The following is a 12,980-nucleotide window of genomic DNA, read 5'->3' as shown; positions in this document are numbered from 1 at the left end:
TCGTTTCCCACATTGGTTCGTTCTTCTTATTGATCCTGCGTCGGCAACCACGTGCCCGGAATGACACGCGAGTGCCCGCGGAATTCCGCAATAACGGTGTCGCCCGCGGTGACGCGCACGTCATAGATGCCGGAACGTCCCCCGCGTGTGACCTCACGCGCCTTCGCAACGAGGCGATCGCCGAGCTTGCCCGGCTTGATGAAGGTGATCTGTCCCTGCGCGGCAACGATGCGGTCATTGCGCGAATTGCACGCGAAGGCGAAGGCGGAATCGGCGAGCGTGAAGATGAAGCCGCCATGGGCGATGCGCTGGCCGTTGACCATGTCCGGGCGCACATTCATGGCCAGCGTGGCAAAGCCTGGACCGATCTCGACGATCTCCATGCCGAGTCCCTTGGAGGCATCGTCCTCCGCCCACATCGCCTCGGCGCAGGCGCGGGCAATATCCTCAGGCGATAAAGCGGCTTTCACGTCCACGCGCTTCTCCCGGCAAGATGTCTAGCCATGATGCTCTGCCGCTGAGCCAATCCTGTCAAACATGATCGTAGTCGACCACGACCCGCTCGGATGAAGGCTTGGCCTGACAGGTCAGGACGAAGCCTGCCTTCAGCTCCCACGACTCCAGTGAATAATTGATGTCCATCGGCGCCTCGCCCTCGACCAGCTTGGCCCGGCAGGTCGAGCACATGCCGCCCTTGCAGGCGAAGGGCAAATCGACGCCAGCGCGCAGCGCGGCATCGAGGATGGCCTCGTCCTCGGCGACCGGCACGTCGCGGCGCTTGCCGTCGATGATCAGCGAGGCGATCGCTTTCGGCGGCGCGTCGGGGGCTACCACCTTTTTCGGCCGCGGCTTGCCGCCGAATTCGGAGACGAAGCGCTCGACGTGGATGCGTTCCTGCACGATGCCGAGCTCACGGCAGGTTGCCTCGATGTCCTCGCTCATGCCAAGGGGCCCGCAAATATAGACATGATCGACACTTCCCGCCGGCACCAGCGAGCGCAACAGCACCCTCACCTTGTGGCCGTCGAGCCGGCCATGCAGGATCGGGATGTCCTGCTCCTCGCCGGAGATGACGTGGAAGATCGAGAGGCGATCGATGAAGCGGTCCTTCAGCTCTTCGAGCGCCTCGAGGAACATGATGTTGTCAGTGGTGCGGTTACCGTAGAACAGGAAGAAGCGGCTGTCCGGCTCGCGCGAGAGCACGCCCTTCACGATCGACAGGATCGGGGTGATGCCGGAGCCCGCCGCAAAGCCGACATGGATGCGCGCAGTGTCCGCGTGGGGAATCGCACCGAAGCGGCCCGTCGGCGTCATCACATCGAGCTCGTCGCCGCATTTCAGATCTTCGGCGGCCCAGTTGGAAAACGCGCCGCCGTCGACCTTCTTCACGGCGATGCGGATCTCGCCATCGTCAGGGCCGGAACAGATCGAATAAGACCGGCGCACCTCCTCGCCGTCCAGCGTGGTGCGGAGCGTGAGGTATTGGCCGGGCGTGAAGGCGTAATCGCGTGCGAGTTCGCCGGGAATGGCGAAGGTCATCGAGACGGCGTCAGCCGCCTCGCGGCGGAGATCTCTGACGGCCAGGCGATGGAAGCGTGGTGCGGCGGCTGACATCAGAAATACTCTGGTTTGGTCTCACCACCGTCATTGCGAGCGAAGCGAAGCAATCCAGAGTCTTTCCTCGGAAGCAGTCTGGATTGCTTCGTCGCAAGAGCTCCTCGCAATGACGGTGGGGTTGGCATCGAGCGCCTCAATGACATTTGAAATAATCGAAAGGTTCGCGGCAGGCCTTGCAGCGCCACAGCGCCTTGCAGGAGGTCGAGCCGAATTCGGACAGCAGCTCGGTGTTTTCCGAGCCACATTGCGGGCACGCCACGGCCTGCGCGCCGAACAGCGCGCGGCGCGAGTTTGACGCCCGCGGCGGCGCGATGCCGTAGGCATGCAGCTTTTGGCGACCCTCCTCGCTCATCCAGTCGGTGGTCCAGGCCGGCGACAGCACGGTACGGACCTTGGGGCGGCGGAAGCCGGCGCGCTCCAGCGCCAGCTCGATTTCCAGCGCGATCATATTCATGGCCGGACAGCCGGAATAAGTCGGCGTGATCGCGACCTCGACATGATCGCCAGCCAAGGCGACGTCCCGGAGCACACCGAGATCAGCGATGGTCAGGACCGGGATCTCCGGGTCGACCACGCTCGCCGCGGCATCCCAGGCGCGCCGGCGCAGATCGCTGTCGCGCTCCAGCACCGTCACCATGTCTGCCCCGGAAAGGTGCGCTGCATCGATTGCAGCTCGGACAGGAGGTGGCCGAGGTGTTCGCTGTGCCGACCCACGCGGCCGCCCTGCTGCATCCAGCCGTTCTGCGGCAGCTCGAGTGTCGCCTCGCTGGCGATATCAGACAACGTCGTCAACCAACGACCGCGCAGGCTCGCCGGATCAACGGCGACACCGGCATGGATCAGGCCGCGCTCGCCTTCGTCCACCTCAAACATCTCGCCGGTGAAGGCCCAGAGGTGATCGATCGCCGCTTGCGCGCGGGCATGGCTCTCATCGGTGCCGTCGCCGAGCCGGATGATCCACTCCGAGGCATGACGCAGGTGATAGGCGCTCTCCTTCTCCGACTTGGCGGCAATCGCGGCCAGCGTCGTGTCGCGCGAGGCCATCATCGCGCGCCAGTAGAGATCAGCGAAGGCGGAATAGAAGAACTGCCGCACCAGCGTCTGGGCGAAATCGCCGTTGGGCTGCTCGACCAGCAGCAGATTGCGGTACTGCCGTACGTCGCGCAAGTAAGCGAGCTTGTCCTCGTCGTTGTCCTTGCCTTCGGCCTTGGCGGCGTAGCTGTAGAGCTCGCGCGCCTGGCCTATGAGATCGAGCGCGATGTTGGAGAGCGCCATGTCCTCTTCCAGCATCGGCGCATGCCCGCACCATTCCGACAGCCGGTGGCCGAGGACCAACGCATCGTCGGCGCGGCGCAGCGCGTAGAGCACCAGCGGCGTTTCGGAGACCTGGATATTGGCGCTGGGCATCACATGTGCCCCACTTCCTCGGGGACCTCGTAGAACGTCGGATGCCGGTAGATCTTCGTTTCGGCAGGCTCGAACATCATGCCCTTGTCGGCGGGATCGCTCGCCGTGATCGCGGTCGACGGCACGACCCAGATCGACAGGCCCTCGCCGCGGCGGGTGTAGATGTCGCGGGCGGCTTGCAGGGCCATGGTGGCATCGCTGGCATGCAGCGATCCCACATGCTTGTGCGCGAGCCCGTTGCGGCTGCGAATGAAGACTTCCCACAGCGGCGTGTTCGGCGTGGTCATATCGATCTCCTATTCCGCGGCTTGCGCGGTCTGACGCTGCGCACGCTTTGCCGCGTAAGCGGCTGCCGCCTCGCGCACCCAGGCGCCCTCGTCATGTGCCTTGCGGCGCGCCGCCATACGGTCGCGATTGCAGGGACCGTTGCCGGCGAGCACCTGCTTGAACTCGGTCCAGTCGATCTCGCTGTAGCGCCAATGTCCGTCGGCGTCCTGTGTCATGCCGGGATCGGGAATGGTGAGGCCGAGATATTGCGCCTGCGGCACGGTGGCATCGACGAATTTCTGGCGCAACTCGTCATTGGAGAAGCGCTTGATCTTCCATCTCGTCGAGGTGTCGCTGTGCTGGCTCGTCGCATCGGGCGGACCGAACATCATCAGCACCGGCCACCACCAGCGGTTCAAGGCGTCCTGCGCCATCGCCTTCTGCTCGTCCGAGCCGCGGCACAGCGTCAGCATGATCTCGTAGCCCTGGCGCTGGTGGAACGACTCCTCCTTGCAGACCCTGATCATCGCGCGCGCATAGGGGCCATAGGAACAGCGGCACAGCGGGATCTGGTTCATGATCGCAGCGCCGTCGACCAGCCAGCCGATGGTGCCGATGTCGGCCCAGGTCAGCGTCGGATAGTTGAAGATCGAAGAATATTTGGCCTTGCCCGCGAGCATGGCATCGACCAGCTCTTCGCGCGAGGTGCCGAGCGTCTCGGCGGCGGCGTAGAGATAGAGGCCGTGGCCGCACTCGTCCTGCACCTTGGCGAGCAGCGCGGCCTTGCGGCGCAAAGTCGGCGCGCGCGTGATCCAGTTGCCTTCCGGCAGCATGCCGACGATTTCGGAATGGGCGTGCTGGGATATCTGGCGGGTGAGAGTCTTGCGATAGGCCGCCGGCATCCAGTCGTTCGGCTCGATGCGTTCCTCGGCATCGATGCGGGCCTGGAACTGAGCGGCTTTGCCAGCGTCCTCCAGACCGTGATCGCCGGTCTCGGCCGTGTTCAGCGCCTGGGTATACATGCGCATCCTCCCGATTTATTGGGAGGCAATATATAACAGAAATTAGATCATGCAAGATATTTCTGTAACATAAAGCTCAAGCGCCAAACCTGCGTTCCAAGAGCTTCCGCGCCGCCGGCAACGGCCCCTTCTCGTTGGTTCCACGTCCATCAAGCCATTGTTCGGAGGGGATAATCAGAGCGCGATAAATTTCGCCGCAAAGCTCGCGCGCAGCCCTGCCCGGCCAGTCCCCCGGCAGCAGGCTTTCCGGCAGCAGCGGATCGCGCAGCACGACGCGGCGGTAATAGTGGATCAAGAGGATACGCGCGGTGAAGGCGTCTGCCTCGGACAGATCCGTGCCGCGCCCGATCGCGGCGCGGAGCGGCTCGAACGTCTTCATGAATTTCAGATAGGCATCCGCCGTGCGGTCCAGCGGCCAGCTCGCGCTGAGCAGACGACGGCCGCTGTCGTCTTCCGCCGAGACCTCGAGACGGATCGCGCCCGAGGCTTCATCCGGCACCGGCACGCCCGACGGAGCGACCCAGACGCCTGGCAGCGGACTGCCGAAACCGGCGTTGCGGAGCGCGTCGCGCGAGGCGTCGCGGTCCTCCCCATTGCCGATTAGCAGCAGCTCGAAGCGCCCGGTCCAGTCGGACGGCGGCGGATCATAGATGTGGCGCGTCGCAGCCTCGAATGTCTGCCGACCCTTGTCGGCCAGGCGATAAAAACTGTTGCGGCCGACCTTCTCGCGCGTCAGCCAGCCATCGGCGGCAAGGCGCGACATCGCGGTGCGGACGACGCCGCTGTCGATATCCAGGCTTTCGAAAAATTCCAGCAGCGTGCCCAGCCACACGGAGCCGCCGCGCGGCACGATGGCATCGCCGAACACGGTGATGACGATGGAGCCGGTGCGCGACGGCTCGCGCTTGAGCTGGTCGATGATGCGGGAGAGCGGATGCGCCATGCGCGAGGCATAGCGCGTTTGATGTAGCTGCGACAATGGACGGCTGCGACGCCGCCTCTTCTCCCTGTCCCCGCATACGGGGCGAGGTGAAGACGCGAGCTACCTATGCGGATCGGGATACACCACGCTGCGCCAGCCGCTGCGGTCGAACGGACGCCACTGGCCTTCCTTCTGCGCGAGCCGGTCGGCCACCGCATAGACCACCGCCGGATGATGGCCCATGCCGCAATGGCTGCTCTCGACCTCGATGCTTTCGGTCTGTGCGCCGGTCTTCTCCATGCAGCCCTGCCAGGCGCAGACGCCGTCAGTCCGGCTGAAGATAGCGGTGGTCGGCACCGGTGGCGGGGCGGCGAGTTCGCCGCCGAATCGCGGATCGACCTCATCGGACTTGCGCCCGCTCGCCCACTCGTAGACGCGCCAGGCGTTGGTCGAACGCGGATCGCCGGCGAAGGGGCTACCGAGCGTGATCACCTGGCGCACGCGCTCGGGCATCATCTTGGCAAGCTGACGCGCGTAGAGGCCACCGAGACTCCAGCCAACCAGGCTGATCTTGCGGCCATGCGTGTCGCTGAGCTCCCGAACCAGGTCCACCATCGCATGCTGCACGCCCTCGCGCAGACCGTAATTGCGGCCCTGGCGCCAGCCGCTCACGGCATAGCCCTTGCTGGTCAGAAACGCGCGCAGCGCGCGCGTGGACATGTCGGACGCCACGAGGCCCGGCAGCACCAGCACCGGATGCCCATCGCCACGCGGCGCGAGGCTCAGCAGCGGCAGCGCGCCGAGGAATGCGCCGAACTCATGAATCGCGCGCCCTTCCAGGAACATCAGAGTTCTGGACGGCGGACGCAGCGTCTGGGCAGTAGCGGTCATCAATGTTTCCCCTGAGAAGACGCCGGCTGCCATGGCCGGCAAATGGGCATGAATTCCAATACGCCGGCTTCTTGATCGTTCCGCAGCGCAACATGAATCAGCTAGGCGGCCGGTTCCCGACATTCAAGCGGGAGAGATGCGGCGCGACAATAGGCCCGCGCGTTAATGCTAACGGCCGTGACGCAAAAGTCACAGCAATCGGAGCAGGACTTCCACGGAGTAGAGCGCGAGCCCGGCGAGGCCGCCGATCAGCGAACCGTTGAAGCGGATGTATTGCAGGTCGCGCCCGATGTTGATTTCGATCAGCGAAATCAGCTGCGCCATGTCCCACGCCTTGACCTGGTCGGAGATGAAGATGGAGACGCCGCTCTTCTGATCGGCGACAAAGCTGCGCAGCACTGTCACCAGGCCCTGGTTGATCTCAGCGCGCAGCTCGGCATCGCTCGCGAGCGCCTCGCCTGCCGCGACGAACATGCCGGCGAGATGATGCTGCAGCACCTGCGTCTCGCCGCTCGCGCTGCGTTCGATGAAGGAACGCGTGTTGGCCCACACCGTGCGGGCGAGATCGGCAAGCTCGGGCCGCGCCAATAGATCGCGCTTCAAGCCCGCGATGCGGTCGATATAGGCCTGATCGCTGCCGAGCCGGTCGACGAAGCTCAGCACCATGCGGTCGAACTCGCCGCGGAACGGATGCTTGGGATCGCTGCGCACCTCATTGAAGAACGCGGTGGCGGACGCCACGATCTTGTTCACCAGAAACTTGTCGGCACGGTAGAGCCTGAGCAAGGTCGGCAATTCCGCGCGCACTTTCTCGCGGATCATCGCCATCGTCTCTTGCTGGTTCAGCGTCTCGTGCATCACGCGCAGGAGATCGTCGAACAGGATCTGGTGCCGTCCCTCTGCGACGAAGCCGCGCAGCGTACCGGCGGCGAGCGGTGCAAGGTCGATCGCCTGAAGCTGCGAGGACATGCGGCGGATGATGAAGGTCATCAGGCCCGAGCTTTCCGTCGCGGAGACGGCCTCCGGCAGCAGGCGCAGCGCAAAGCGCGCCAGATCATCGCTGCGCTTGCGGTCGCGCAGCCAGTCGGCGACGAAAGAGCCGAAATCGATCTCCTTCAGCTTGGCCTCGACCGGGCCGGCCTCGAGGAAATGCACCTGGATGAATTCGCCGAGCTTGTCGGCGATGCGGGCCTGATTGCTCTGGATGATCGCGGTGTGCGGAATCGGCAGGCCGAGCGGCCGCTTGAACAGGGCAACCACGGCGTACCAGTCGGCGAGGCCTCCGATGGTCGCGGCTTCCGCGAAAGCGGCGATGAAGCCGAACACGGGATGCACGTTCAGAAGGATCTTCGCGGCGATGAAGAGCGCAAGCGTGGACGCCAGCACCAGCGTCGCCAGCGCTTTGACGCGGCGCAGCTCGGCCGCGCGCTCGGCGTCGCCGGGGGTGTCGAAGGCGAAGGTGGCAGACGAGTCCATGACTGCATCACAGTACTCGTCATTGCGAGCGAAGCGAAGCAATCCAGAATCTTTCCGCGGAAAGACTCTGGATTGCTTCGTCGCATCAGCGCAAAATTGCTACGCAATTTTGTCGCGAGCTCCTCGCAATGACGGCGGCGCAAAAAACAAAGGCCCGCCGAAGCGGGCCTCAAATTCAGTTTCTCAACTCAACGCACAGATCAGGCGGTCTTGTTGTAGACCTTGGCAAAATTGTCCTGAGCGGACTTCGCGCCGTTGGCGGCGAGCTTGCCGAAATAGTCGGCGGTCGCCTTGGCACGCGAGACGAACACTTCGCCGCGCGAGCGGAGCAGGCCCGACTGGATCTCGACGGCCTCGCTGAACGACTTGGCGGAAGCGAGCTTGTCGATGCTCGAGAAGAACGCCTCGGCGTCCTCGTAGATCGCCTGCTGGATGTTGCGGCTGATCTTGCCGGCCTCAGTGACGGACTCGGTCACCGCGTTCTCGACGGCGGCGGTCACGCGCTCGGAACCGGCGAACACCTCGGCAGCACGGTCCTTGGCGGTGTTGGCGGTCTTCTTGACGAACTCGCGGGCGGCCTCGGGAACTTCCAGATTCTGGATGTTCTTGAAAGCGTCCTTGAAGCCTTCGAACGCGGTGTTGGTTTCAGTGGTCATGGGGTTCTCTCCATCCTCATTGGTTGAGCTATGGGCTCACCCCGTCCGCATTGGCCCGGGGCCCGATCTATATGGCACGGTTAATTGTGCGATGCAATATTCATGTTGCAGCGCGATATCACGAAATCGTGAAGAAAGTTAACGGCAGGCAGCCTGCTGCCCTTTTGCCCCACTGCCTACTGTGCATGGGGTTGAATTCCATTTTCTTGAAATACGCGGGGCGCCTCTAGTGCTGCACCGCCCCCGGCAGCCCGTAGGCCTCCATCTGGGCCTGGACCTGCGCGACGTTATGGCCGAGGACGACAATATCGTGGGTCTTGCCGTCGACGTCCCGGACGTGATCCCGCAGCAGCGCTTCGGCCTTGAAGCCGAGGCTCTCGAACAGGGCGATCGCCGCCTGCTGGTCGACGGTCATCTGCACCGAGAGTTTTTCCAGGCCCGCGCCCAGCGCGAGCGCAAAGGTCTCCTGCGACAGCGCCCGCCCCACCCCCTTCCCGCGCACATCGAGCGAGACCACCATGCGGATCTCGCCGACATGGGGCGACCAGGAATGGGGATCGCGCACCAGCGTGCCACAGCCGACGACCTTGCCGTCCCTGACCGCAAGCAGGCTCGTGATCGCGCCGCGCTCGATCTCCTTGACCCAGGCCGACAGCACTTTCGGCTCGCTGATGTTGCGCGGCAGAAACAACAAATCGTGGGTCGGAAGGCCCTTGCCGAAGGCGAGCACCGCGGCCTCATCCGCAGGCGCCATCAGGCGGATCTCGATATCGCCGGCGTCGGTCTTGACGTGACGCGGATAGGAACGCTGTTCGCTCATGTCGATCTCTTTCCCAGCCAGGAATCCAGTTTTGGCCATAGCCGCTTCACGGCGTTGGCGCCCGCGACGAGCGAGACGTGACCGCCTTTCAGCATCACCTCTTCCTTGTCGGCAGATCCAATCTTCGCGATCAGGTGCTTGGCGGCCTCATACGGCACGATGTGATCGTGCTCGGCGACCGCATGCAGCATCGGCACCTTGATGTTTTCGAGCTTAGCCGCGCGACCGCCGACCGACATGGTGTCGTTGAACAGCTTATTGTCCCACATCAGGTCCTTGGTGATGGTGCGGAAATATTCGCCCGCCAGCGGCAGCGTGTCGGTCGCCCAGCGGTCGAACATGCGGTACGACTTGACGAACTCGTCGTTCCAGATGTTCTCCCAGAGCTGGATCTGGCTCACCGTGCGCGAGGCCGGGCGCAGCATTTCGAACGAGGACAGGATCATCTCCGGCGGCACGTTGCCGATGCTATCGACGAGATGGTCGACATCGAAATAGCGGCGGTCCGAGAAATTCGAGAACAGCTTCATCTCGCGGAAGTCGATCGGCGTGGTGAAGCAGATCAGATTCTTCATCGGCCCGTCCTGGTGGATCGAGCCGTACAGCAGCGACAGCACGCCGCCGAAGCAATAGCCGATGACGGAAACGTCCTGCTCGCCGGAATCGGCTTGCACCCGGCGGACGCAGTCCGGAATGAAGTCGAGGACATAGTCCTCCATCCGCAGGCTCTTCTCCTCCGGCCGCGGCGCGCTCCAGTCGAGCATGTAGACGTCGTAACCGCGCTTGAGCAGGAACTCGATGAAGCTCTGCCCAGGGACGAGGTCGAGAATGTAGCCACGGTTGGTGGTGGCCATCACGATCAGCACCGGCACGCGGTAAATCTCGTCCGAGATCGGCCGATAGTGATAAAGGCTCATCGTGCCGCGCGAATGCAGCACGTCCTTTGGCGTCGAGCCGAGCGTCGGGCCGGAGGTCGAGAAATACTCGACGCCCTTGATGCTGCGCTGGATTGCACGCTGCACCTCGGACTGGATGCGCTCCGGGATGGATGCGAGATCGAGTCCCGTCGGCGCGTTCATGTCTGCTCTCCGCCTTCGGAGGGCGGACGCTTCGTCCGTGGCGGCCGCGGCGTGCCGTCGAAGCCTTGCGAGATCCCCGAACTCGCCGCCATCTGGCTCAGCATCGACTTCATCTCGCCGATCTGGGCTTCGATCGACTGGAGCCGTTCCGCAAGGCCCGTGACCTGCTCCCGGCTCGGCAGGTTCATCGCGAGGAGATATTTCTCCATGAGCTCGCCGAGCTGCCTCTGAGCACCTGCAGCAGCTCCGCCCGCACGGTTCATCGCCTGCGAAAATTCCGGCGAAGACATGGCTTGATTGGCGAAAGAGTTGAACCCCTTCTCCATCTCGCCGACCATCTTCTGCCACATGGCAACGGGGTCGTTGGTCTTGTCGGTCATCGGCGTCCTCCTGATATCGAGAGCTGCGATGCCCTTCTTTTTGCGCCATACCACACCGTTGCGCGGTGCCGGTCAACCGGCAAGCCCACCCGCCGCCCGGCACGCCGCTTCTTTGCGGCGGCAAACCGTGCGATACAGCATCGATCAGCAGGAGGGACCCGTGACCACCCATCAGCCGCCCCAGACCGTCCGCGCCAATGGCATCGACATCTGCTACGAAATCTTCGGCAACGACAATGCCGAACCGTTGCTGCTGATCATGGGTCTCGGGGCGCAGATGATCCATTGGGACGATGCATTCTGCGAGCAGCTTGCCGCGCGCGGCTTCCGCGTGATCCGCTTCGACAACCGCGACATCGGCAAGTCGAGCCATCTGACGGGCGGCAAGCGATTGACGCCGCTCGAACTGCTGAAGCTGCGCTTCCTCAGGATTCCCGTGGCCGCGACCTACAGACTGATCGACATGGCCAGGGACACGGTCGGGCTGATGGATGCGCTCGGCATCCAGTCGGCGCACCTGGTCGGGGCGTCCATGGGCGGCATGATCGCGCAGGAGGTGACGCTGTCGTTTCCGCATCGCGTCCGTTCGTTGACATCGATCATGTCGACGACAGGCAATCCGCGCGTCCCGCCCCCCTCGCGCGAAGCCGCCGCGATGCTGATGGCACCGCCGCCGCGCAGCAAGGAAGAGTTCATGGTCCGTTACGGCCAGACCTGGAAAGTGCTCCGCGCCGGGCATTTTCCGGAGGAGGAAGCGCTCGACCCCGGTCGTGCCGAGCGCGTGTTCGCGCGCGGGCTCAATCCGGCCGGCGTCGGCCGGCAACTCCGCGCCGTGCTTGCATCGGGCAGCCGCAAGGAGCGGCTGCATGCCGTCAAGACGCCGACGCTGGTGATCCACGGCACCGTCGATCCCCTGGTCCGTCCCGAAGGCGGCAAGGACACGGCAGAGTCGATTCCGGGCGCCAGACTGCTGATGATCGAGGGCATGGGCCACGCGCTGCCGATGCGGTTCTGGCTGGAGATCATCGGCGCGATCGACAAGCACGCGCATGGCGCTGCGGCGCAGGCAGCCTAGACCGCAGGTCTCCTTGCGGTGACCATGTGAGCAGCCGGTTACTTCTTAACGAAAGCCGGCACGGAAGCTATACAGGCCTTCCTCAATCGCAAAGAGGCTGCGGCCTCGCGGAGCTCACATGCATTCCATCGTCCGGCCGGGCGCCATGATCGTTGCTGCCATCCTCATGCTCTCGCTGGCCAATGGCCCCGCGATGGCCGGTAGCGCGCAAGAAGAAGCCCATCGCAAGACCGTGCTCGACTTCTATGAGAAAGGCCTCAATCTGAAGGACGCTGATGCGGCTCTCGCCCATGTCGGCGATCGCTATGTCCAGCACAATCCGAACGCAGCCGATGGCGCCGAGGGTTTTCGAAAATTCATCGGCTTCCTGCGCGAAAAGTTTCCGAACTCGCGCAGCGAGATCAAGCGCAGCTTCGTGGACGGCGATTACGTCATCCTGCACGTTCACGCGGTTCGTGAGCCTGGCACCCGAGGCAATGCGATTGTCGACATCTTCAAACTGGAGAACGGCAAGATCGTCGAGCATTGGGACGTCGTGCAGCCGATCCCGGAAAGCCCTGCGAACAACAACACAATGTTCTAGCTCCGTAGGGTGGGCAAAGGCGCGCTCTTCGCGCGCCGTGCCCACACAACCGATAGAGATGGTGGGCACGCTGCGCTTTGCCCACCCTACGATTCTGGAGAAGGACGGCTACCCCTTCCGAGCGATCCAGATCACGTGGCGCGCGCCGCCGCCTCTTCCGGTGGCGCGGACGTTGACCTCGTTGACGTCGAAACCGGCGCTGCGGAGGCGCTTGGTGAACGCCGGATTAGGCCCCGACGACCACACAGCGAGCACGCCACCCGGCCGCAGCGCCGCCTTCGCCGCCGAGATCCCGCTCGCGCTATAGAGCGCATCATTGCCCTTGCGGGTCAGCCCTTCCGGCCCGTTGTCGACGTCGAGGAGAATGGCGTCGAAGGCCGATCGCTGCGCCCGGATGATTTCGCCGACATCGGTTTCCCGGATGCTCACCCTGACATCATCGAGGCTGTTGCCGAAGACCTCAGCCATCGGACCTTTCGCCCAGGACACCACCGCGGGCACGAGTTCGGACACCACGATCTTCGCCTTGCTTCCGAGCACGGCGAGCGCCGCACGCAGCGTAAAGCCCATGCCGAGGCCGCCGATCAGGACGACGGGTTTTGCGACCTTCTCGATCTGCTTCGCCGCGAGCGTTGCGAGCGCGGCTTCCGAGCCCGACAGGCGGTTGTTCATCAGCTCGTTGGTGCCGAGCTTGATGGAAAACTCCTTGCCCCGTCGCATCAGGCGGAGCTCTTCGTCGGAGCCGGGGATCTTGGCGGTATCGATCTTTTCCCAGGGAATCATGG

Annotated in this window: 16 protein-coding genes; 2 read left to right on the top strand and 14 right to left on the bottom strand. The window is 63.9% G+C overall.

Annotated features, from left to right (window positions below):
- Positions 1–26 precede the first annotated feature (26 nt).
- The 13 genes from paaI to IVA79_RS36145 all read right to left on the bottom strand — a co-directional run bounded on the left by paaI (position 27) and on the right by IVA79_RS36145 (position 10,537).
- The gene (paaI, locus tag IVA79_RS36205; RefSeq protein WP_247562059.1) at positions 27–476 is read right to left on the bottom strand and encodes a hydroxyphenylacetyl-CoA thioesterase PaaI; all 450 of its coding nucleotides are present in this window, start codon (positions 474–476) and stop codon (positions 27–29) included.
- 55 nt (positions 477–531) lie between these two features.
- Positions 532–1,614 carry a 1,2-phenylacetyl-CoA epoxidase subunit PaaE gene (paaE, locus tag IVA79_RS36200; protein WP_247562056.1) on the bottom strand — a complete coding sequence of 361 codons (1,083 nt, stop codon included), beginning with the start codon at positions 1,612–1,614 and terminating at the stop codon, positions 532–534.
- Between the two features lie 136 nt (positions 1,615–1,750).
- On the bottom strand, positions 1,751–2,254 hold the full coding sequence (paaD, locus tag IVA79_RS36195; RefSeq protein ID WP_247562055.1) for a 1,2-phenylacetyl-CoA epoxidase subunit PaaD: 504 nt from the start codon (positions 2,252–2,254) through the stop codon (positions 1,751–1,753).
- Complete coding sequence (paaC, locus tag IVA79_RS36190; RefSeq protein ID WP_247562053.1) at positions 2,248–3,024, bottom strand: 1,2-phenylacetyl-CoA epoxidase subunit PaaC; 777 nt, start codon at positions 3,022–3,024, stop codon at positions 2,248–2,250. The genes paaD and paaC overlap by 7 nt, the downstream gene beginning before the upstream one ends.
- Positions 3,024–3,311 (bottom strand): 1,2-phenylacetyl-CoA epoxidase subunit PaaB, encoded by a 288-nt coding sequence (paaB, locus tag IVA79_RS36185; protein WP_247562052.1) that lies wholly within the window; start codon positions 3,309–3,311, stop codon positions 3,024–3,026. The genes paaC and paaB overlap by 1 nt, the downstream gene beginning before the upstream one ends.
- Positions 3,312–3,320: 9 nt before the next feature.
- On the bottom strand, positions 3,321–4,313 hold the full coding sequence (gene paaA / locus IVA79_RS36180; RefSeq protein WP_247562051.1) for a 1,2-phenylacetyl-CoA epoxidase subunit PaaA: 993 nt from the start codon (positions 4,311–4,313) through the stop codon (positions 3,321–3,323).
- Between the two features lie 76 nt (positions 4,314–4,389).
- The gene (gene paaX / locus IVA79_RS36175) at positions 4,390–5,256 is read right to left on the bottom strand and encodes a phenylacetic acid degradation operon negative regulatory protein PaaX (protein WP_247562169.1); all 867 of its coding nucleotides are present in this window, start codon (positions 5,254–5,256) and stop codon (positions 4,390–4,392) included.
- Positions 5,257–5,355: 99 nt separating this feature from the next.
- Positions 5,356–6,126 (bottom strand): alpha/beta hydrolase, encoded by a 771-nt coding sequence (locus IVA79_RS36170; protein ID WP_247562050.1) that lies wholly within the window; start codon positions 6,124–6,126, stop codon positions 5,356–5,358.
- Between the two features lie 189 nt (positions 6,127–6,315).
- Positions 6,316–7,602 (bottom strand): DUF445 domain-containing protein, encoded by a 1,287-nt coding sequence (locus IVA79_RS36165; protein WP_247562049.1) that lies wholly within the window; start codon positions 7,600–7,602, stop codon positions 6,316–6,318.
- A 200-nt stretch (positions 7,603–7,802) separates the two neighbouring features.
- Entirely contained in the window at positions 7,803–8,258 is a 456-nt protein-coding gene (locus IVA79_RS36160) for a phasin (protein ID WP_212081160.1), read from the bottom strand.
- A 226-nt stretch (positions 8,259–8,484) separates the two neighbouring features.
- Positions 8,485–9,078 (bottom strand): GNAT family N-acetyltransferase, encoded by a 594-nt coding sequence (locus IVA79_RS36155; RefSeq protein ID WP_247562048.1) that lies wholly within the window; start codon positions 9,076–9,078, stop codon positions 8,485–8,487.
- Positions 9,075–10,157, bottom strand: coding sequence for an alpha/beta fold hydrolase (locus tag IVA79_RS36150; protein WP_247562047.1), 1,083 nt, complete (start codon positions 10,155–10,157; stop codon positions 9,075–9,077). The genes IVA79_RS36155 and IVA79_RS36150 overlap by 4 nt, the downstream gene beginning before the upstream one ends.
- A complete protein-coding gene (locus tag IVA79_RS36145; RefSeq protein WP_247562046.1) occupies positions 10,154–10,537 on the bottom strand; it encodes a hypothetical protein in 384 nt (127 codons plus the stop codon). The genes IVA79_RS36150 and IVA79_RS36145 overlap by 4 nt, the downstream gene beginning before the upstream one ends.
- 160 nt (positions 10,538–10,697) lie before the next feature.
- Here IVA79_RS36145 and IVA79_RS36140 point away from each other — a divergent pair, with 160 nt between their 5' ends.
- Together IVA79_RS36140 and IVA79_RS36135 are read left to right on the top strand one after the other, a co-directional pair.
- Positions 10,698–11,612, top strand: coding sequence for an alpha/beta hydrolase (locus tag IVA79_RS36140; RefSeq protein ID WP_247562045.1), 915 nt, complete (start codon positions 10,698–10,700; stop codon positions 11,610–11,612).
- Between the two features lie 118 nt (positions 11,613–11,730).
- The gene (locus tag IVA79_RS36135; protein WP_247562044.1) at positions 11,731–12,195 is read left to right on the top strand and encodes a nuclear transport factor 2 family protein; all 465 of its coding nucleotides are present in this window, start codon (positions 11,731–11,733) and stop codon (positions 12,193–12,195) included.
- Positions 12,196–12,303: 108 nt separating this feature from the next.
- Here IVA79_RS36135 and IVA79_RS36130 read toward each other — a convergent pair whose 3' ends face one another.
- Complete coding sequence (locus tag IVA79_RS36130) at positions 12,304–12,978, bottom strand: spermidine synthase (RefSeq protein WP_247562043.1); 675 nt, start codon at positions 12,976–12,978, stop codon at positions 12,304–12,306.
- Between the last annotated feature and the right edge of the window lie 2 nt (positions 12,979–12,980).

Source organism: Bradyrhizobium sp. 138 (genome assembly GCF_023074075.1).
In the GTDB taxonomy this organism is placed as follows: Bacteria; Pseudomonadota; Alphaproteobacteria; order Rhizobiales; family Xanthobacteraceae; genus Bradyrhizobium.
This window is presented reverse-complemented; position numbering and strand designations above follow the sequence as displayed.